At 70.3% G+C, this 16,298-nt stretch carries 19 protein-coding genes; 6 read left to right on the top strand and 13 right to left on the bottom strand.

Annotation, left to right across the window (positions count from 1 at the left end; all coding sequences use genetic code 11):
- Positions 1 to 13: 13 nt before the first annotated feature.
- The 5 genes from IE066_RS11935 to IE066_RS11955 form a co-directional block, all read right to left on the bottom strand.
- On the bottom strand, positions 14 to 787 hold the full coding sequence (locus tag IE066_RS11935) for a hypothetical protein (protein WP_189450171.1): 774 nt from the start codon (positions 785 to 787) through the stop codon (positions 14 to 16).
- A gap of 32 nt (positions 788 to 819) precedes the next feature.
- Positions 820 to 1,518, bottom strand: a complete 699-nt coding sequence (locus IE066_RS11940; RefSeq protein ID WP_189450173.1) for a C39 family peptidase — start codon at positions 1,516 to 1,518, stop codon at positions 820 to 822.
- A gap of 65 nt (positions 1,519 to 1,583) precedes the next feature.
- Positions 1,584 to 2,357, bottom strand: a complete 774-nt coding sequence (locus IE066_RS11945; RefSeq protein WP_189450175.1) for a hypothetical protein — start codon at positions 2,355 to 2,357, stop codon at positions 1,584 to 1,586.
- A gap of 44 nt (positions 2,358 to 2,401) precedes the next feature.
- Positions 2,402 to 3,037, bottom strand: a complete 636-nt coding sequence (locus IE066_RS11950; RefSeq protein ID WP_189450177.1) for a hypothetical protein — start codon at positions 3,035 to 3,037, stop codon at positions 2,402 to 2,404.
- Positions 3,034 to 3,519 carry a hypothetical protein gene (locus IE066_RS11955; RefSeq protein ID WP_189450178.1) on the bottom strand — a complete coding sequence of 162 codons (486 nt, stop codon included), beginning with the start codon at positions 3,517 to 3,519 and terminating at the stop codon, positions 3,034 to 3,036. The genes IE066_RS11950 and IE066_RS11955 overlap by 4 nt, the downstream gene beginning before the upstream one ends.
- A 330-nt stretch (positions 3,520 to 3,849) precedes the next feature.
- Here IE066_RS11955 and IE066_RS11960 point away from each other — a divergent pair, with 330 nt between their 5' ends.
- Entirely contained in the window at positions 3,850 to 4,557 is a 708-nt protein-coding gene (locus IE066_RS11960; protein ID WP_189450180.1) for a 2OG-Fe(II) oxygenase, read from the top strand.
- Positions 4,558 to 4,582: 25 nt separating this feature from the next.
- Here IE066_RS11960 and IE066_RS11965 read toward each other — a convergent pair whose 3' ends face one another.
- Positions 4,583 to 5,014, bottom strand: coding sequence for a response regulator (locus tag IE066_RS11965; protein WP_189450182.1), 432 nt, complete (start codon positions 5,012 to 5,014; stop codon positions 4,583 to 4,585).
- Between the two features lie 7 nt (positions 5,015 to 5,021).
- Positions 5,022 to 6,008: a sensor histidine kinase gene (locus tag IE066_RS11970; protein WP_189450184.1), complete on the bottom strand. Its 987-nt coding sequence runs from the start codon at positions 6,006 to 6,008 to the stop codon at positions 5,022 to 5,024.
- 98 nt (positions 6,009 to 6,106) lie between these two features.
- Here IE066_RS11970 and IE066_RS11975 point away from each other — a divergent pair, with 98 nt between their 5' ends.
- A complete protein-coding gene (locus IE066_RS11975; RefSeq protein WP_229790799.1) occupies positions 6,107 to 7,927 on the top strand; it encodes an SLC13 family permease in 1,821 nt (606 codons plus the stop codon).
- Between the two features lies 1 nt (position 7,928).
- Here the strand turns inward: IE066_RS11975 and IE066_RS11980 are convergent, their stop codons facing one another.
- Together IE066_RS11980 and IE066_RS11985 are read right to left on the bottom strand one after the other, a co-directional pair.
- Positions 7,929 to 9,056, bottom strand: a complete 1,128-nt coding sequence (locus IE066_RS11980) for a sensor histidine kinase (RefSeq protein WP_189450186.1) — start codon at positions 9,054 to 9,056, stop codon at positions 7,929 to 7,931.
- A gap of 132 nt (positions 9,057 to 9,188) precedes the next feature.
- Positions 9,189 to 10,277 carry a PA0069 family radical SAM protein gene (locus IE066_RS11985; protein WP_229790800.1) on the bottom strand — a complete coding sequence of 363 codons (1,089 nt, stop codon included), beginning with the start codon at positions 10,275 to 10,277 and terminating at the stop codon, positions 9,189 to 9,191.
- Between the two features lie 229 nt (positions 10,278 to 10,506).
- Between IE066_RS11985 and cls the strand changes: the two genes are divergently transcribed.
- From cls to IE066_RS12005, 4 genes are all read left to right on the top strand, one after another.
- Entirely contained in the window at positions 10,507 to 11,937 is a 1,431-nt protein-coding gene (gene cls, locus IE066_RS11990; RefSeq protein ID WP_189450190.1) for a cardiolipin synthase, read from the top strand.
- Between the two features lie 115 nt (positions 11,938 to 12,052).
- Entirely contained in the window at positions 12,053 to 12,319 is a 267-nt protein-coding gene (locus IE066_RS11995; protein WP_189450192.1) for a hypothetical protein, read from the top strand.
- A gap of 39 nt (positions 12,320 to 12,358) precedes the next feature.
- The gene (locus IE066_RS12000; RefSeq protein WP_189450194.1) at positions 12,359 to 12,805 is read left to right on the top strand and encodes a hypothetical protein; all 447 of its coding nucleotides are present in this window, start codon (positions 12,359 to 12,361) and stop codon (positions 12,803 to 12,805) included.
- Between the two features lie 229 nt (positions 12,806 to 13,034).
- Positions 13,035 to 13,814 (top strand): pyridoxine 5'-phosphate synthase, encoded by a 780-nt coding sequence (locus tag IE066_RS12005; protein ID WP_189450196.1) that lies wholly within the window; start codon positions 13,035 to 13,037, stop codon positions 13,812 to 13,814.
- A gap of 308 nt (positions 13,815 to 14,122) precedes the next feature.
- Here the strand turns inward: IE066_RS12005 and IE066_RS12010 are convergent, their stop codons facing one another.
- The 4 genes from IE066_RS12010 to IE066_RS14890 all read right to left on the bottom strand — a co-directional run.
- Positions 14,123 to 14,542, bottom strand: a complete 420-nt coding sequence (locus IE066_RS12010; protein WP_189450198.1) for an ExbD/TolR family protein — start codon at positions 14,540 to 14,542, stop codon at positions 14,123 to 14,125.
- A 9-nt stretch (positions 14,543 to 14,551) separates the two neighbouring features.
- Entirely contained in the window at positions 14,552 to 14,968 is a 417-nt protein-coding gene (locus IE066_RS12015; protein WP_189450200.1) for an ExbD/TolR family protein, read from the bottom strand.
- A gap of 31 nt (positions 14,969 to 14,999) precedes the next feature.
- Positions 15,000 to 15,773: a MotA/TolQ/ExbB proton channel family protein gene (locus IE066_RS12020; RefSeq protein WP_189450202.1), complete on the bottom strand. Its 774-nt coding sequence runs from the start codon at positions 15,771 to 15,773 to the stop codon at positions 15,000 to 15,002.
- 63 nt (positions 15,774 to 15,836) lie between these two features.
- Positions 15,837 to 16,298, bottom strand: a 462-nt coding sequence (locus tag IE066_RS14890; protein WP_189450204.1) for an energy transducer TonB, incomplete at its 5' end; no start/stop codon positions are given.

A 16,298-nucleotide genomic window follows, 5' to 3' on the forward strand; every position in this document is an offset into this window, starting at 1 on the left:
CGTCGGCAGGCGGTCAGCGGCGCAGGCCGGACAGCGCCGACAGCGCCTGTTGGATGCCCAGCTGCTGCATCGAGGACGTCGGCAGCGCCGTCGTCATCATCTGCAGATGCAGGGCATTGCTCCCGGTGAAGCCATCCCCGGCGATCCGCCCGGTCTGCAGCACCCGGGTCGACGCGCCCGGCGTCACCTCCTGCCGGATGGTAGCGCCTGGCGCGACCAGTCCAAGCTGCACGCCGCCGCCGACGAAGCTCACCCGCGCGGTGAGGCCGCCGGCCTCGGCCTGCGCGCCCATCTGCCCGTTGAAGCCCGAAGGCGCACCCGGCGCGCTGCCGAGCTGGACCACCGCGAGGTTGCCCATGCGGTTGCCGTCGCCGGCGATCTGCGTGACCTGGCCGATGCCGTCGACGTGGATGCCGTCGCCGCCGATGGCCAGCGCGCCGCCGCCCTGCGCTGCATCGGTCGCGCCTGCGGTGGCATCGGCCTGGCTGTCGACGCGCACGTCGAAACCGTTGCCGACGCGGCGCACGTACAGCGAACCGGTCGCGGTGGCGGTGGCGCCCTGCGCGGTCGACAGCGTGGACACCAGGTCGATGCGCACGCCGACCAGCATGTCGGCGCCGAAGAACTTGCCGGTCATGCCGGCAAGGGTGGCGTCGTCGACCAGTTGCACGCGCACCGGTTGGACGTCCGCCGCGGGCTGCGAAGAAGGGGGCAGGGCGAGCGCCGGAGCGCTCGCCGCTGCCACGAGGACCATGAAAAAGGCGAGGGGGAGGGAGCGACTCTTCATGGGTGCCTCGATTCGGTACGTGTCGTCATCGGTCAGAACAGGTCCGCGCGCACCAGCCCGAGCTCGACCACCGGCACCGGCATCGACGCGATGCCCAGCGCCTCGGTGCGGCGTGCGAGTGCCGGCGAGACGCGTCCGTTGACGAGATAGGAATCGGCGAGCGGTCGATCGCCCACCACCGCGAGCAGGATGCCGTTCCAGCCCTTGACGAAGTCCTGCTCGCTCATCACGCGATGGCCGAGCGAGGGGTCGGCGACGAAGACGCGCCCGGCGGACGCGCCCTTCACCACCACGAAATGCTTGTAGCCCTTGACGTCGAGCAGCGCGATCACCGGCATCTGCAGGCGGTACAGCGCATCGGCGTCGACTTTGAAACCGTGGGCCCGGAAGCCCCTGAGGTGCTCGACGTAGCGCTTCATGTCGAGCATCGAAAAGCCGTTGCGGATGATCTCCTGCGTGTCCGCGCCTTCCATCATCCAGCGGATCAGGTCCTCTTCCGTGGTCCTGATCCCGTAGCCGGAGCTGAGCAGGCTGGCGAGCGCCGCCGAGCCGCAGCTGAAGTCGTAGCGCTGCGGCGTCATGTCGAGAAAGCGCATGTCGCGCAGCGTGCGCATCGACTTCTGGCCACTGACGCCGGTCAGCGGTGCCAGCTCGATGCGGCTTTCCGCGTGCGCGGCCGAAGCGGCGAGCGATAGGCCTGCGGCGATTGCCAGGAAGGTTCGACGGAGCATCGGGATCATCGTCCGGAAGCCGGTGGCCGGCCGGAGCCGGCCACCGCAGTACCGCAGGGCGTGGATTACGGCGTGCAGGTGCCGCACGAGGCCGAGGCGATCGCCAGGCCGTTGTGCTGCAGGTTGCCGACGCCTGCCGACACGTTCACGCCGATGTTGCCGCTGGCGTCGGACAGCGCATTGCCGCCGAGAACCGCGAACAGGTCGTGCGGCGCGAAGGTCGACGTACCCCACGTATTGGAGTCGGCGATCTGGTCGCTGTCGGCGCTGGCGAGCGCGTAGCGGCCCGAGCTGTTGACCGAAGCGGCCATCGCGTTGCCCTGGACGTTGCCGACGCCCGCGGCGACGTTCACGCCGATGTTTCCGGAAGCGTCGGACAGCGCGTCGTCGTCGATCACCGCGCTGTAGAAGCCGCCGATGTAGGACGTGCCTTCGTTGAGCAGCGATTCCTGGTAGCCGAAGACCTGCGCGCTGGCGAACACGCGGTTGCCGTCGACCGCCGAAAGCGCGGCGTCGTTGGCCTGCGCGTTGCCGGCGCCGGCCGAGATGTTCACGCCGATGTTGCCGCTGGCGTCTTCCATCGCGTTGCCGTTGAAGTCGGCGGCCTGGTCGCCTTCGCCGTACGAGTAGTTGAAGCCGGCGGCCTGGTCCTGATCGACCGTGGCGGACGAGCGGCTGGCGACATCGACGTCGCCGGAGACGTCGACATAGGCCGTCGTCATCGCCCAGTCGTCGACATAGACGTAGCCGTCGATCCAGGCGTCGTCGCCGAAGGCGAAGGCGGGAGCGGCGAAGAGGGAGGCGGCGGCAAGGGCGATCAGGGTGCGGTGCAGTTTCATGGGTTCTCTCCTGTGGGGTCGACGGTTCTGCCGAAGGACATGGTTCAAGGCGTACTCCCCGGCAGTTGGAGCACGAGCACGTTGGCCGACGCGTTGCCGACGCCGGCGGTCTGGTTGAGCTGGAAGATCCCGGCCGGTGAGCGGCCGGCGTTGCCTTCGATGCGCGCTTCGCGCAGCGGAGTGGCGGCCGGCGCCGTGGCGGCGTCGGCCGGCGCGGCGTCGGCATGCACCGACGCGAGCACGAGGTTGTCGATCTGCTGCGCGATGCCGGCGACGGGCCGCGTGCCGATGGCCAGCACGTTGGCCTGCGCGTTGGCGCTGCCGGCGGCCTGGTTCAGGCCCACGATGCCGCGCGGCAAGGCGAGCGCCGCGCCGGTGAGGACGGCGCTGGCGTCGCGTGCGCGGTCGGCGCCGGTGGCGTCGATACGCTGCCGTGCATAGGCGGCCGCGCCGGACGAGGCGCCGTCGGCGATCGACCGCAGGTTGACCTGCACGTTTCCGACGCCCGCCGCGGCATTCGCGCTGAAGACGCCGTCCGGCGCGTGCGCGAAGCTGCCACCGATCACCGTCTGGTCGAGCGAGGGGCGTGGCGGCTCGGCCGGGGTGTCCGGCGTCGGCGCGTCCTGTGCCATCGCCACGCCGGCCAGCGGGAGCATCAGCAGGAGCAGCATCCGCTTCACGGGCCGACTCCCGCGCCGGTCGCGCGCTGCATGGCCTGGTTGACGCGATCGCCGATGCCGGCGGTAGCGGACGTCACCATGCCGCCGATCGAGCCGCCACCGCGCGATGCACCGGGGCCCGCGCCCGCGCCGCCCAAGCCGAGGCCCGCCACCGGCACGTCGACGCCGATGCCGCGCGCCGCGGCGGGACCCTGGCGCAGCAGCGGCGCGCGGTCGCCGAGGTCGTCGTCGCCGACGAGGCGCTGGACCATGCCGTCGAGCACGCCGTGGAAGACGCGGCCCGGGAACACCGTCGCTTCGACCCGCACGGGATTGGCGGTCGGCTCGAGGCCGCGATAGGCGATGCGGGGCATCACGCTGCGGGCGACCACCAGCATCTCGTCCTGCGCCGCAACCGGCGCGCCGGGCTCACCGGCCCACGCGGCGTCCGCCGCGAACGAGGCAAGGAGGGCGATCAGCAGGACGGCGGGGGATCGGGACACGGCGGCTCCTCGGTGGGCATCCCCCATGGAGCCAGTCCCGTGCCAACTTCTTAAGCCGTTGTTTTGAAACGTGTTTTTCTTGTGATGGCGGCTGCGTTCATCGCGCGCTCAGTGAAATCCGTTGCAGCGGCGATACGCCGCTCAGCGGGAATTCGGATTCGTGAGGCTGGCGTCGACAGCCCGGCGGCTGCCGGCAGGCGTCGAAAGCACGTCACAGCGGCCTCTTCCGTGTGCGCGAGTATTTCGATGCATGCGCCGGCGAGGAAGTTTCATCCACGCAACGTCGCCCGGCATGCGACGATCCGGCTCCCTACCCGCTCCCGTGACCGCATGGACGCCGACGCCGCAGCGCCCGATTTCATCCACGTCGTCGACGGCGCGCTCGACGCCGACTGGTGCCGCCGGGTGGTGGAGCGCCTCGCCGCCAGCCGCGACCTGCAGCCCGGACGCATCGGCAGCGGCGTGTTCCCGGACATGAAGGACAGCCTCGATCTGACCATCTCCGGCCGCGAGGACTGGAGCGCCGAGGTCGACGTACTCAACCAGGCGGTCATCGCGGGCCTGCGCGACTACGTGCGCCTGTATCCGCACACGCTGGTGGCGCCGCTGATGCTGGAGACGCAGGACGGCGACAAACGCCATCGCCTCACCGCCGAGCGTCTGCAGGCGATGGACGACGAACAGCTCATGCCGGTGCTGATGCACGTGTTCCGTCCCGGCGCGATCAACCTGCAGCGCTACAGCGCGGGCCGCGGCGGGTATCCGTACTGGCACTGCGAGCTGTTCCCGCGCGATGCGTCGGCGGAAACGCTGCACCGCCACCTGCTGTGGACGGTCTACCTCAACGACGGATTCGACGAAGGCGAGACCGAGTTCCTCTACCAGCGCCGCAAGATCGCGCCGAAGGCCGGCTCGCTGCTCATCGCGCCGGCCGCGTTCACGCACACCCATCGCGGCAATCGCCCGCAGGGCGGCGACAAGGTGATCGCGACCAGCTGGATCCTGTTCCAGCGCTCGGAAATGCTGTTCGGCGCGTAATGTCTGCGGCGCGCCGCAAGCGCGCTCAGGTTTTCGCGTGGTTGAGCACGAGCCAGTACAGGCCGACCTGTTTGACCGCCCACACGAACTGCTCGAAGTCGACCGGCTTCTGGATGTAGCTGTTCACACCGAGCGCGTAGGTCGCCTCGACGTCGAACGGCTCGGTGCTGGTGGTGAGCACGACCACGGGAAGCGCGCGCGTCGCCTCGTTCGCACGGATGGCCTGCAGCACTTCGCGGCCGTCGATCTTGGGCAGGTTGAGGTCGAGCAGCACCAGCGACGGAAGATCGGCCGGATCGCGATCGGCGAAGCGTCCGCGCGCGAACAGGTAGTCGAGCGCTTCGGCGCCGTCACCCACCACCGCGAGCTGGTTGGCGATCTTCGCCTCGTCGAAAGCGAGCCGAGTCAGCTCGACATCGTCGGGATTGTCCTCGACCAGCAGGATTTCCTTGTGCATCGTCGCCTCATTCGTCGTCCGCGACCGGCAGCTCCACGGTGAACGTGCTGCCCTGTCCTTCGACGGATTCCGCCGTCACGCCGCCGCCATGCCGTTGCGCGATGCGCTGCGCGATCGCCAGGCCGAGCCCGTGGCCCGCGCCCTGCTCCGCGCCGTGCAGGCGCTGGAACGGCTGGAAGAGCTTGTGAGCATACTGCATGTCGAAACCCGCGCCGGTGTCGCGGATCGACATCCGCAACATGTTGCCGACGCGCTCGCCGCGCACGTCGATCTCGGCAGGCGAGGTGTGGCGCGTGAATGTCCACGCGTTGCCGAGCAGCTCGCGCAGCATCTGCCGCAGCAGGCGCTCGTCGCCGAGGACATGCAGGTCCGGTTGCACGTGCACCACGACATCCCGCTCGGGCTCGGCGTCGTGCAGTTCGGCGATCGCCCATTCGGCGAGCAGCGACAGGTCGACGTCCGACCGCTGCATCGCCGCGCTGGCCGCGCGCGAGAGTTCGCCCAAGGCGGTGAGCAGTCCCGACATGCGCGTGGCGGCGGCGCGGATGCGCGAGAGGTGCATGCGCTCGGCGGCATCGAGCTTGGCCGCGGCGCGCTCCTCGAGCAGGCGCGCGAAGCTGTCGATCGAGCGCAGTGGCGCGCGCAGGTCGTGCGCGACGGTGTCGGCGAACATCTGCAGCTGGCGCTGCTCGGCGGTCCGGTCGACCGGCGCTTCTAGCCATTGCGCGAGCCGGTGCGTGGCGTCGAGTGCGCGCACGTGCAGCCGGCCGCCGTCGATGTCGATCGACACGCCGCCTTCGCCGGGCGACGCATCGAGCCCGTCCAGCCGCGCACCGGCGTCGAGGCGCAGGCGCTGCACGAATGCGGAATTGGCGGCGAGCACGGTGCCCTGTGCATCGAGCAGTGCGCTCGGTGCCGTGCAGGCCCGCACCAGCGCCTCGAACGAGGGCGACGTCGGATCCATCCGGTCGGTGGGCAGCGGGGAGACGGGCACGGTGCGGGACTCGCGGAAAACGGCCCAGTGTAAGCAACCGCGGTGACGGGGCGGTCCACGCGGCGTCGCAGGCGCGGCGTCCACGCGCGGATGGCAGGATGGCGCTCCATTACGACGTCTCCGCCATGGACCTGCACCAGATCACGTTCCTGCTGATCCTCGCCGGCGCGCTCTACCTCTTCGTCAGCGAGCGGCTGCGCGTGGACGTGACCGCGATGATCACGCTCGCGGCGCTGGTTCTCACCGGCGTGCTCGATCCGAAACAGGCGCTGTCGGGCTTCGCCAGCGAGCCGGCGATCATCGTCGCCGCGGTGTTCGTGATCTCCGGCGCGCTCGCGGCGACCGGCATCACCGAGCGGCTCGGCCAATGGATCGGCCGCGCGGCAGGGCAGGCGGAATGGCGGGCGGTGCTGGTCATCATGCCGGCGGTGGCGGCGCTGTCGTCGTTCACCCATCACGTGATGGTGACCGCGATGATGCTGCCGATCGTCACCCGCATCGCGCAGGCACGCGGGCTGTCGCCATCGAAACTCCTGATGCCGATGTCGCTCGCCGCGTCGCTGGGCACCACGCTCACGCTGGTGAGCGCGCCGGCCTTCCTGCTCGCCGCCGACCTGCTCGAACGCGCCGACGCCGGCGAGCTGCACATCTTCTCCATCACCCCGATCGGGCTGGCGCTGGTGGGGATCAGCGTCCCCTACATGCTGGTGATGCGCTGGCTGCTGCCGCGTCGCGCGGGCCATGCGAACGAAGAGGACTGGATGCAGCTGGGCTGCTACCGCACCGAGTTGCGCATCGTCGAGGGCGGGCGCTGGAGCACGCGACCGCTCAAGGAGCTGCAGGACGCGCTCGGCGATCGCTTCAAGCTGCACGGCTGGATGCGCGACAACCACGTGCGTCGCGACCTCGGCGAGAACAGTCCGCTGATCGCCGGCGACGTGCTGCTGGTGGAAGCCTCGGCCGACGCGCTGGCCTCGCTGCACGACGATCCGGGCCTCGACCTGCATGCGGTGACACGCTTTTCGCACCACGTCGATGGCGACGGCGACCCGCAGCTGGTGCAGGCGCTGGTGGCGCCCGCGTCGGAGTTCATCGCGCACAGCATCCGCGAGCTCGACTTCGCGCGGCGCTTCCATGTGGTCGTCGCGGGGCTGTGGCGCCGGCGCGGGCCGCACACGTTGCGGCTGGCCGAACAGCGCCTGCGCGAGGGCGACCTGCTGGTGCTGTACGGCCGCGCGTCGCGCCTGGCCGAGCTGGCGCGCCACCACGGCTTCCTGATGCTGATGCCGTTCGCGGGCGAGGCGCGCCGCCGCCTGCGCGCGCCGCTCGCGCTGGCGATCCTCGTCGCCACGGTGCTGGCCGCGGTCACCGAATGGGTGCCCGCACCGCTCGCGTTCCTGTTCGGCGCGGTCGCGATGGTGGCGACGCGCTGCATCGACGTCGAGCAGGCCTATCGCGGCATCGACGTGCGCATCTTCGTGATGATCGCCGGCGTGATCCCGCTCGGCATCGCGATGGAGACAACCGGCACCGCCGAGCTGCTCGCCAACGGCCTGCTGCACCTCGTCGCCGACTGGCCCGCGCTCGCGATCCTGCTGGTGATGTTCGGCGCCGCCGCGCTGCTCACGCAGATCCTCTCCGACGGCGCGACCACCGTGCTGCTCGCGCCGGTCGCGCTCAACCTCGCGCAGTCGCTGGAACTGCCGCCGACACCGTTCGTGGTGTGCACGGCGCTCGGCGCGGTGGTCGCCTTCCTCACCCCGATCGGCCACCACGGCAACCTGATCATTCTCGGCCCCGGCCAGTACCGCTTTGCCGACTTCCTCAAGATCGGCCTGCCGCTCACGGCGCTGATCGCGCTGGTCTGCGCATGGATGTCGCGCTGGCTCTGGCTGGGCGGGCCGCTGTGGCCGGCGTGAGTCAGGCCGCCGTGGCGCGGCGCGGCAGGCGTGCCTCGAACACGGTGCCGCGGTCGGCGTCGGAGGTCAGTGCGAGCGTGCCGCCATGTGCCATCGCGATTTCGCGGGCGATGTAGAGCCCGAGCCCTAGGCTGGTGGCGCGCGTGTCGGATGCGGGCAGCTGCACCAGAGGCTTGAAGATGCGCTCGATGTCCTCCTGCGGCACCGGGCGGCCGTGGTTGATCACGCGCAGCACCACCGCATCGGCACTGCCGCCGGCTTCGATGCGCACCGGCGAGGCCGTGCCGCCGTGCTGGGCGGCATTGACCAGCAGGTTGGTCAGCAACTGCTGGACGCGCACCGCATCGACATCGCTGCGCAGGTCGCCTTCGGTCGCGATGTCGAAGCGCGTGTTGGGATAGGTGGCGCCGGCGTCGGCCACGGCCGCGTTGACGACGTCGGCGAGGTCGCATTCGGCCGGCAAGGTCGGGATGCCACGGCCCATCTGCACGCGCGTGTAGCCCAGCAGGTCGTCGACCATGTGGTTCATGAACCTCGCCGAGCGCGAGGCGCGCTCGCCCAGGTCGCGTACCTGCGCCGCGGACACGCCGGCGCGGGTGAGCAGTTCCCCGATCATCGCGACGTTGGCGAGCGGCGAGCGCAGGTCGTGGCCGAGAACCGCGAGGAACAGGTCTCGCGCGACGTTGGCGCGTTCGGAATAGGCGACGATGGACTGCGCGAGCGCCTGGTCGATCGATTCGTTGAACCGCACCATGTCGTCGAGCGCGGCTTCGTCGATCGCGGCGACGGTCGGCAGCCATTGGCGCAGCACCGTGGCACGCAGGGCGCGGAATTCGGCGCTGAGCTGCAGCAGCGAGTAGTCGCTGTCCTGGCGCAGCGCACCGTGGATCGCCGCGGCGGTGCGCGGGCCGGGCATGTCGTCGGAATCGCCCTGCGACTTGGCGAACTGCTCTTCCGTCGACTGCGGCAGCGCGAGATCCAGCGCGACGGCCTGCAGGATGTCCTTGGCGTGATCGCGCAGCGCGAGGTCGGTCATGCCGGAGCCGTCCGGCGCGTTGCGTCGCGCGAACGTCTCCCAGTCCACGAGGATCGCGTCCATCTGCGTTTCGATGAATCGGGAAAGCTGCATCGGGAGGGGTTCCTTTCGACGAGGGGCTGCGGAGCCGGCGTCGGAATCGGCAACAGGCACGATGCTGCGGCGGTGGACGGCCGCCGGTGTCCGATCAGTGTAGGGCTTCGCCGTCGCAGGCAGGCGCGACGATCAGAACAGGCTGCCCTGCGGCGAGGGCCTGCGCGGCGGCACGAAGCGCGTGGTGTCGAGGTCGGGCAGGCGCCCGTAGCCCAGCCGCGCGCGGGCCTTGCGGAAGCGCTGCTGGATGAGCTGCGCGAACACGCCGGTACCGGTCATGCGGGTGCCGAACTCGGCGCTGTAATCCTTGCCGCCGCGCATCTGCTGCACCAGGCTCATCACGTGCGCGGCGCGTTCGGGGTAATGCAGCTCCAGCCATTCGCGGAACACGTCCTTGAGTTCGTTCGGCAGGCGCAGCAGCGTGTAGCCGGCCTCGCGCGCCCCGTGCTCGCGCGCGGCTTCGAGGATGTGCTCCATCTCCATGTCGGTGATCATCGGGATCACCGGTGCGACCATCACGCCCACGGGCACGCCGGCCTCGCTGAGCGCCTTCATCGCACGCAGTTTGGCGTGCGGCGCTGACGCACGCGGTTCCAGTCTCGAAGCGAGGCGGTTGTCGAGCGTAGTCACCGAGAAATGCACGCTGACCAGGTTCTCGCGTGCCATCCGCTCGAGCAGGTCGACGTCGCGCTCGATCGATGCGCCCTTGGTCACGAAGCTCACCGGGTGCTTGGTTTCCGCGAACAGTTCCAGCACCTGCCGGGTGATGCCGTAGCGGCGCTCGATCGGCTGGTAGGCGTCGGTATTGATGCCGAGCGCGGTCACCTGCGGCACGTAGCCGGGCTTGGCGAGCTCGTCGCGCAGTCGGTCGAGCGCATTGGTCTTGGCGAACAGCTTGGTCTCGAAGTCGAGCCCGGGCGAGAGGTCGAGATACGAGTGCGTGGGCCGCGCGAAGCAGTACACGCAGCCGTGCTCGCAGCCGCGGTACGGGTTCAGCGACTGCGAGAAGCCGACGTCGGGCGATGTGTTGCGCGTCAGGATCGTGCGCGCGCGTTCCTCGGTGACGGTGGTCTGCGGCTTCGGTGCGTCGGCGAGGTCCTCGTAGACCGAACCCCAGCCGTCGTCGACGCCCTCGGTGGTGGTGGCGTCGAAGCGCGACGCCACGCGCGAGGCGGCGCCGCGGCCCTTGATCGGCGAGGTCGGTTTGCGCGCGTCGGTCATGCGTGGATTGTCGGGCGCGCCGGTCTCATCGGCGGTGACCGCGGTCGTGACGGTCGCTTTGCACAGCGACCGTATCATCGAAACGTCCGGGCCGGCCGGCCCTGCGAGCCGACATGCACGACGCCCTTTCGCCCAGCCTCCCCGCCTCGGATTCCCGCGCAGCCGGCGCTGCGGCAGCCGGGCGCGTGCGCGAGCACGGGTCGACGCGTCGCACCAAGGCCCGACGCGGATGCTGAGGCTCGTCGAGTGGCTCTGCGACAGCGTGCGCGCACAGCCCGCGCTCTGGCACTGGCTGGTCGGCGGCTGGGTGGCCTACCTGCTGGGCCTCGGCCTGTGGATCGTGCTACAGAAGCGCGAGCCCGCGGCCACGCTGGCCTGGCTGATCAGCCTCGCGGCGCTGCCCTACCTCGGCTTCGTCGTCTACTACGTGTTCGGCCCGCAACGCATCCGTCGCCAGCGCCTGCGCCGCGGGCGGTCGCGCGAGCGCCTGCCCGACGCGCCGGAAAGCAGCTCGCTGCCGCCGGACGCGCTGGAGCTCGCGCGCCTGGGCCAGGCCACCACCCGCCTGCCCGCGGCGAGCGCCACCGACGTGCGCCTGCTGGTCGACGGCGCGGCCAAGTACGACGCGCTGGTCGAGGCGATCGCGACCGCGCAGGACCACATCCACGTCGAGTACTACATCTACGAGCCCGACCGCACCGGTACGCGGCTGCGCGACGCGCTGATCGAGCGCGCGCGCGCCGGCGTCACGGTGCGGCTGCTGCTGGACTCGGTGGGCTCGGCGAAGATGCGTCGCCAGTTCCTCGCGCCACTGGTCGAGGCCGGCGGCGAGGTCGCCTGGTTCCACCCGATGCTCGCGCGCTGGCACCGCCCGTGGCTCAACCTGCGCTCGCATCGCAAGATCGTGATCGTCGACGGCTGCGTCGCCTTCACCGGCGGCATCAACGTCACCGACGAGCAGGACGAGCGCCTGCGCGCCGACGCCTACCGCGACCTGCACCTGCGCCTGGAAGGCGAAGTGGTGGCGCTGCTGCAGCAGGTCTTCCTCGAGGACTGGATCTACGCCACCGGCCAGCGCGCGCCGAGCATGCCGCGCGTGGCCTGCGAGCCCGGCGCCGTCGCCGCGCAGGTGCTGGTCTCGGGCCCGGACGGGCCGTGGGAGGCGATCCACCGCCTGCACGTCTCCGCGATCCACGCCGCGCGCCGCCGCGTCTGGCTGGCCACGCCCTACTTCGTGCCCGGCGAGGCGGCGATGATGGCGCTGACCTCCGCCGCGCTCGCCGGCCTCGACGTGCGCCTGCTGGTGCCGCGCCGCAGCGACTCGCGGCTGGTCACGTTCGCCACCCGCTCCTACTTCGACGATCTGCTGGCCGCCGGCGTGCGCATCCACGAGTACGGCCCGCGCCTGCTGCACACCAAGGCGCTGCTCTGCGACGACGACATGGCGATCATCGGCAGCGCGAACTTCGACCACCGCAGCTTCCGCCTCAACTTCGAGGTGTCGATGCTGTTCCGCGACGCCGGCATCGCCGACTCGCTGGAGGCGCTGCTGCAGCACGACATGTCGCAGGCCCCGCGGGTGCGCCGCGAAGGCCGCCAGAGCTTCTGGCGCGTGCGCCTGCCCGAGGCGCTGGCGCGGCTGATGTCGCCGCTGCTTTGAGCGGCGCCACCGCAGGGGGCGCGATCGCGATGGACGGATCCACGACCGCGCCCTGCGGGCGACGGTCGGCCAGGCCGCTCCGCTACACTCCGGCCAAACACCCGAGGGGTACGGGATGTCCTGGCTCTATCTCCTGCTGTCGATCGCCGCGTTCGCGGTGGCCCTGAAGACCTCGTCCGGCGCGCTGATGGCGGTCGCGCTGCTCGCCGGCCTCGGCCTGCTCGGCGCCTGGCTCATGGGCCTGCTGGCGAGCCGCATGGAAAGCCGCAGCGGCGATCCGTCGACGATCATCGACCCGGTCGAGCTGCAGCGCATGCGCGAACAGGCCGAGGCGCGCCGCGCCGCCGCCGAAGCGGGCAGCGAGCCGCCCCAGGCCGGCTGAGCCCGCAGGCCCCGCGGCCTGCACGCGCGGAGCGCCCTCGTGTTGGGGGTGCTGACGCTGGCCGGTTGCCGACACTTGGCGGCCCTGGCGCCCGACGGCGTGCTCATCGATGCGGGCGACTGCCTGCCGGCGCGAGTGCTGCCGCTGACGATCCGCAATTCAGGCCCGCGCGCGGTCGCGTTTGCGGTCTACGGGCCGGACGGCCCGCCCTGGCGGTTGCAACCGGATCAGGTGGCCCTGCTGCACGCCGATACCGGCGCCGTCTGGAGCCGGTTGCTCGAGCACTCGCGGCCGGCGTCGTTCGAAGCCGTCATCGAGCCGGGCGACGGGGCGGCTTTCATCATCGAACCCGCGGCGATGCCGGCCGCCGACGATAGCGGGCGGTTCGTGCTCGAGCTGCGCGACATCGCATGGCGCCCGCATCGTTCGGCCGCGCTACCGCCCTGCACGACGGCGGATGCCGACGCCGCTCGGGCACGCGAGTGAGCGCAACGGCGCAGCCGGTCTCGACGCGCGGTCGGTGGCCTTGCAGGCCGCACGTCGCACCTCGCAAACCCGCCATCCGGAGAGCGCGCGGCCGATGGGCGCACGTCGCCACTGCGCCCGCTTCGCGCGTATGCCGCTTCACCCACGGCTCGCGGGCGGGCTTGCAATCGCCCCGGCTTCGGCCAAGCATCGCGGTGGTGGCGCGACGGCGCCGGCCTTCGATCCGCGAATGACCCACCTCAGCGTCAACGTCAACAAGGTCGCCGTGCTGCGCAATTCGCGCGGCGGTCGCGAGCCCGATGTCGTGCAGGCCGCACGCACCTGCCTCGACGCCGGCGCCTTCGGCATTACCGTGCATCCGCGCCCCGATGCGCGCCATGTCACCCGCGACGACGTCTACGCGCTGGCCGAACTGACCCGCACGCGCGGCGTCGAGCTCAACCTCGAAGGCAATCCGTTCGCGCCGCCGCGTCCGGGCTATCCCGGCTTCATCGCGCTCTGCGGCGCGGTGAGGCCGGCGCAGGCGACACTGGTGCCCGACGGCGATGCCCAGGTGACGTCGGATCACGGCTTCGACTTCCGCGGCGACCTCGCGCCGCTGCGGGACGTCGTGGCCACGTTGAAGTCGTTCGGTTGCCGCGTTTCGCTGTTCGTGGACGCGGACGACCTCGCTGCCGGGCGATCGGCGGCATCGGGGGTGGAACGGGCGAAGGACGTCGGCGCCGATCGCATCGAGCTCTACACCGGTCCCTACGCGGAAGCCTTCGCCGCCGGCGACGCCACGCGCGCGCTCGCCTCGGCCCGCACGATCGCGTTGCGCGCGCAGGCCGCGGGCCTCGGCGTCAACGCCGGCCACGACCTCAGCCAGGCCAACCTCGCGCAGTTCCTCGCCGACGTGCCCGGCGTGCTCGAGGTTTCGATCGGACACGCGCTGATCGGCGAAGCGCTGTACCACGGCCTCGCGCCGACGGTCGCCAATTACCTGCGTTTGATCGATTCGGTGCGCTGAAGGCCGCGACACCCTGCACGCGGGTCGGCGCGGTCGATGCAAGGCGGCGCTGGCCCGGTGGTGCGAGGGCAGTCGCCTAGGCGATGTGCGTCGATCGGCAGCGCGCGTGGTGATGCGACGAATCGACCGACGACGAGAACGCGCAATCTGGCGGCGCTGCCGCGTGCGAAGCGCATCGCGTCGACGCGGCTTCCGTCGTTTCCGAAACGGCGCGCAGGTGCACCATCGCATGGGCATGCGGCACGCATAAAAAAACGCCGCCCGGAGGCGGCGTTTTCAACAAGGTAAGCGCGTTTTCTGTTTCTGGATTACTGGTCTTTCTGGACGAAGCCGATCTTCTGCATGTCGGCGTTCTTCGCATAAGCGAGCACGCGCGCCAGCACTTCGTATTCGGCCTGGCCGTTGACGTCGATCTCCAGCCGCGGCTGGTTGCTCGGGTCGCGCTGCACCGTCTGCGTCATCACGTTCTGCAGCTGGTTCAGCGGCGTCGGTGCGTCGTTCCAGTACACGACGCCGGAGGCGTCGATGCGGAGCGAGACCGGCGGCGGCGGCTCCTGATCCTGCGGCGGCGGGTTCAGGGTGGGCTGCGGCAGGTTGATGTCGATCGGGTACGAGAGGGTCGGCGCCGTCACCATGAAGATGATCAGCAGCACCAGCATGACGTCGACGAGCGGCGTCACGTTGATGTCGGCCATGGGGCCACTGCCGGAGCCTGTGCTGAAAGCCATGGCGGTTCCTTACTTTTCCTTGGTGGCGACGAAGCCGACCTTGCGCATGCCCTGCTTCTGGGCCATGTCGACCAGTTCGCGAAGGACCTGGTACTTGGTCGTCTTGTCGCCGCGCACGTTGAGCTGCGGCTGCGGCGTCTGCTGAGCGGCCACCGAGAACTGGCTCTCGAGCTGGTTCCGGTTGATCGCCTCGTCGTTCCAGAACACGGAGCCGTCTTCCTTGACGGTCAGCGTGATCGGCGGGACCGGAGGTGCCTGATCAGGGCGCTTATCGAGGTTGGCAGCGGGCAGCTCCACCTTCACCTTGTGGCTCATGAGCGGGGCCGTGATCATGAAGATGATCAGCAGCACCAGCATCACGTCCACCAGCGGGGTGACGTTGATCTCGGCCATGGGGCCGCTGCTGTTGCCTGAACTGAAGGCCATTTTCGACTCCGGTTAAGACGTTCGAACCGGCTTAGCGCTTGGCCGGGACTTCGCCGACGCGAGCGCCGGTGGCGAAGAAGTCGTGCAGGTCGTGCGCGAACGTATCGAACTTGTTGTTGGTGACGCGGTTGAGGCGGTTGAAGAAGTTGTACGCCAGCACCGCCGGGATCGCGACGAACAGGCCGAGCGCGGTCATGATCAGCGCCTCACCGACCGGGCCGGCGACGGCGTCGATCGAAGCCTGGCCGGACGCGCCGATGCGGATCAGGGCGCCGTAGATGCCCCACACCGTACCGAGCAGGCCGACGAACGGCGCGGTCGAACCGGTGGTGGCGAGCACGGTCAGGCCGGCCTCGAGGCGCGACGACTCACGGGTCACGGCCTGGCGCAGGGCGCGGTCGACGAACTCGGAGCGGTTCAGCGACTCGACGAGACGCGAACCCTCGTGGCGCTGGTGGTGAGCGGCGGCCTGGGCGGCATCGAGCGCGATCTTCGAGAACGGCTCCGAGCGCGGCTGCTCTTCCATGTAGCGGATCGCGTCCTGCGCGTTCGGGGTCTCCCAGAACGTGCTGATCACGCGGTCGCTGTGCGAGCGCAGGCGGATGTTGTTGATGAGGTTCATGACGATCCAGTAGATCGACAGCACCGACATCAGGGTCAGAGTGAGCAGGACGACCCACGAGACGAGGAACGCACCCGGGTCGCTGGTCATTTCCTGCAGCAGGTGCAGCGGGCCCATCTGCGTCAGAGCAGATGCGGCGTTGCCTCCGGCGGGGGCAGCTTGGGCGAGGGTTTCAAGCAGCATGACGCTTACCTTTGTTGAGTAGTTGAAAGTTGATGCAAAGGATCGATTTGCGGCGCGAGGGCGTTAGCCCAGCGAGAACTGGAAGTCGACGTAACCGGTACCGGTGGTGCCCGGGCAGATCTTCCAGCGCTTGATCTGCGACAGGGCGGCGCGGTCGAGGTCACGGTTGCCCGAGCTCTTGCGGACGCTCGCGCTGGTGATCGTGCCGTCCGCGGACCAGCTGACGGTGACCGAGGTGGTGCCTTCGGCCTGCTCGCGCAGGGCGGAGGGCGGGTACGAGATCGGCGCACGGCTGCAGACGCTGGCGGCGCCACCGGTCTGCGGCGTCGGCGGCGGCGGCGCGGCGGCCGGCGGCGCGGGCGGAGCCGGCGGCGGCGCGGGCGGATCGATCGGGCTCGGATCCGTGTTCACCACCGGCGGGTTCTCCGGCGGGGGCGGCGTCGGCGTCGGCTGGACGATCTGCTGCTTGGGCGGATTCAGGATCAGCTGCTTCGGCGGTTCCGGCGGCGGCGGCGGCGGCGGCGG

Origin of the sequence: Cognatilysobacter xinjiangensis (assembly GCF_014651995.1) — a bacterium.
Classification (GTDB): Bacteria; Pseudomonadota; Gammaproteobacteria; order Xanthomonadales; family Xanthomonadaceae; genus Cognatilysobacter; species Cognatilysobacter xinjiangensis.

What these genes read in the sequence shown, in the direction of transcription:
- IE066_RS11985 (WP_229790800.1), bottom strand. Translation starts at nt 10,277, where the DNA reads ATGACCGACGCGCGCAAACCGACCTCGCCGATCAAGGGCCGCGGCGCC.
- IE066_RS11940 (WP_189450173.1), bottom strand. Translation starts at nt 1,518, where the DNA reads ATGCTCCGTCGAACCTTCCTGGCAATCGCCGCAGGCCTATCGCTCGCC.
- IE066_RS11960 (WP_189450180.1), top strand. Translation starts at nt 3,850, where the DNA reads ATGGACGCCGACGCCGCAGCGCCCGATTTCATCCACGTCGTCGACGGC.
- IE066_RS11965 (WP_189450182.1), bottom strand. Translation starts at nt 5,014, where the DNA reads ATGCACAAGGAAATCCTGCTGGTCGAGGACAATCCCGACGATGTCGAG.
- IE066_RS11945 (WP_189450175.1), bottom strand. Translation starts at nt 2,357, where the DNA reads ATGAAACTGCACCGCACCCTGATCGCCCTTGCCGCCGCCTCCCTCTTC.
- IE066_RS11995 (WP_189450192.1), top strand. Translation starts at nt 12,053, where the DNA reads ATGTCCTGGCTCTATCTCCTGCTGTCGATCGCCGCGTTCGCGGTGGCC.
- IE066_RS11980 (WP_189450186.1), bottom strand. Translation starts at nt 9,056, where the DNA reads ATGCAGCTTTCCCGATTCATCGAAACGCAGATGGACGCGATCCTCGTG.
- cls (WP_189450190.1), top strand. Translation starts at nt 10,507, where the DNA reads ATGCTGAGGCTCGTCGAGTGGCTCTGCGACAGCGTGCGCGCACAGCCC.
- IE066_RS12015 (WP_189450200.1), bottom strand. Translation starts at nt 14,968, where the DNA reads ATGGCCTTCAGTTCAGGCAACAGCAGCGGCCCCATGGCCGAGATCAAC.
- IE066_RS12020 (WP_189450202.1), bottom strand. Translation starts at nt 15,773, where the DNA reads ATGCTGCTTGAAACCCTCGCCCAAGCTGCCCCCGCCGGAGGCAACGCC.
- IE066_RS12010 (WP_189450198.1), bottom strand. Translation starts at nt 14,542, where the DNA reads ATGGCTTTCAGCACAGGCTCCGGCAGTGGCCCCATGGCCGACATCAAC.
- IE066_RS12005 (WP_189450196.1), top strand. Translation starts at nt 13,035, where the DNA reads ATGACCCACCTCAGCGTCAACGTCAACAAGGTCGCCGTGCTGCGCAAT.
- IE066_RS11975 (WP_229790799.1), top strand. Translation starts at nt 6,107, where the DNA reads ATGGCGCTCCATTACGACGTCTCCGCCATGGACCTGCACCAGATCACG.
- IE066_RS11935 (WP_189450171.1), bottom strand. Translation starts at nt 787, where the DNA reads ATGAAGAGTCGCTCCCTCCCCCTCGCCTTTTTCATGGTCCTCGTGGCA.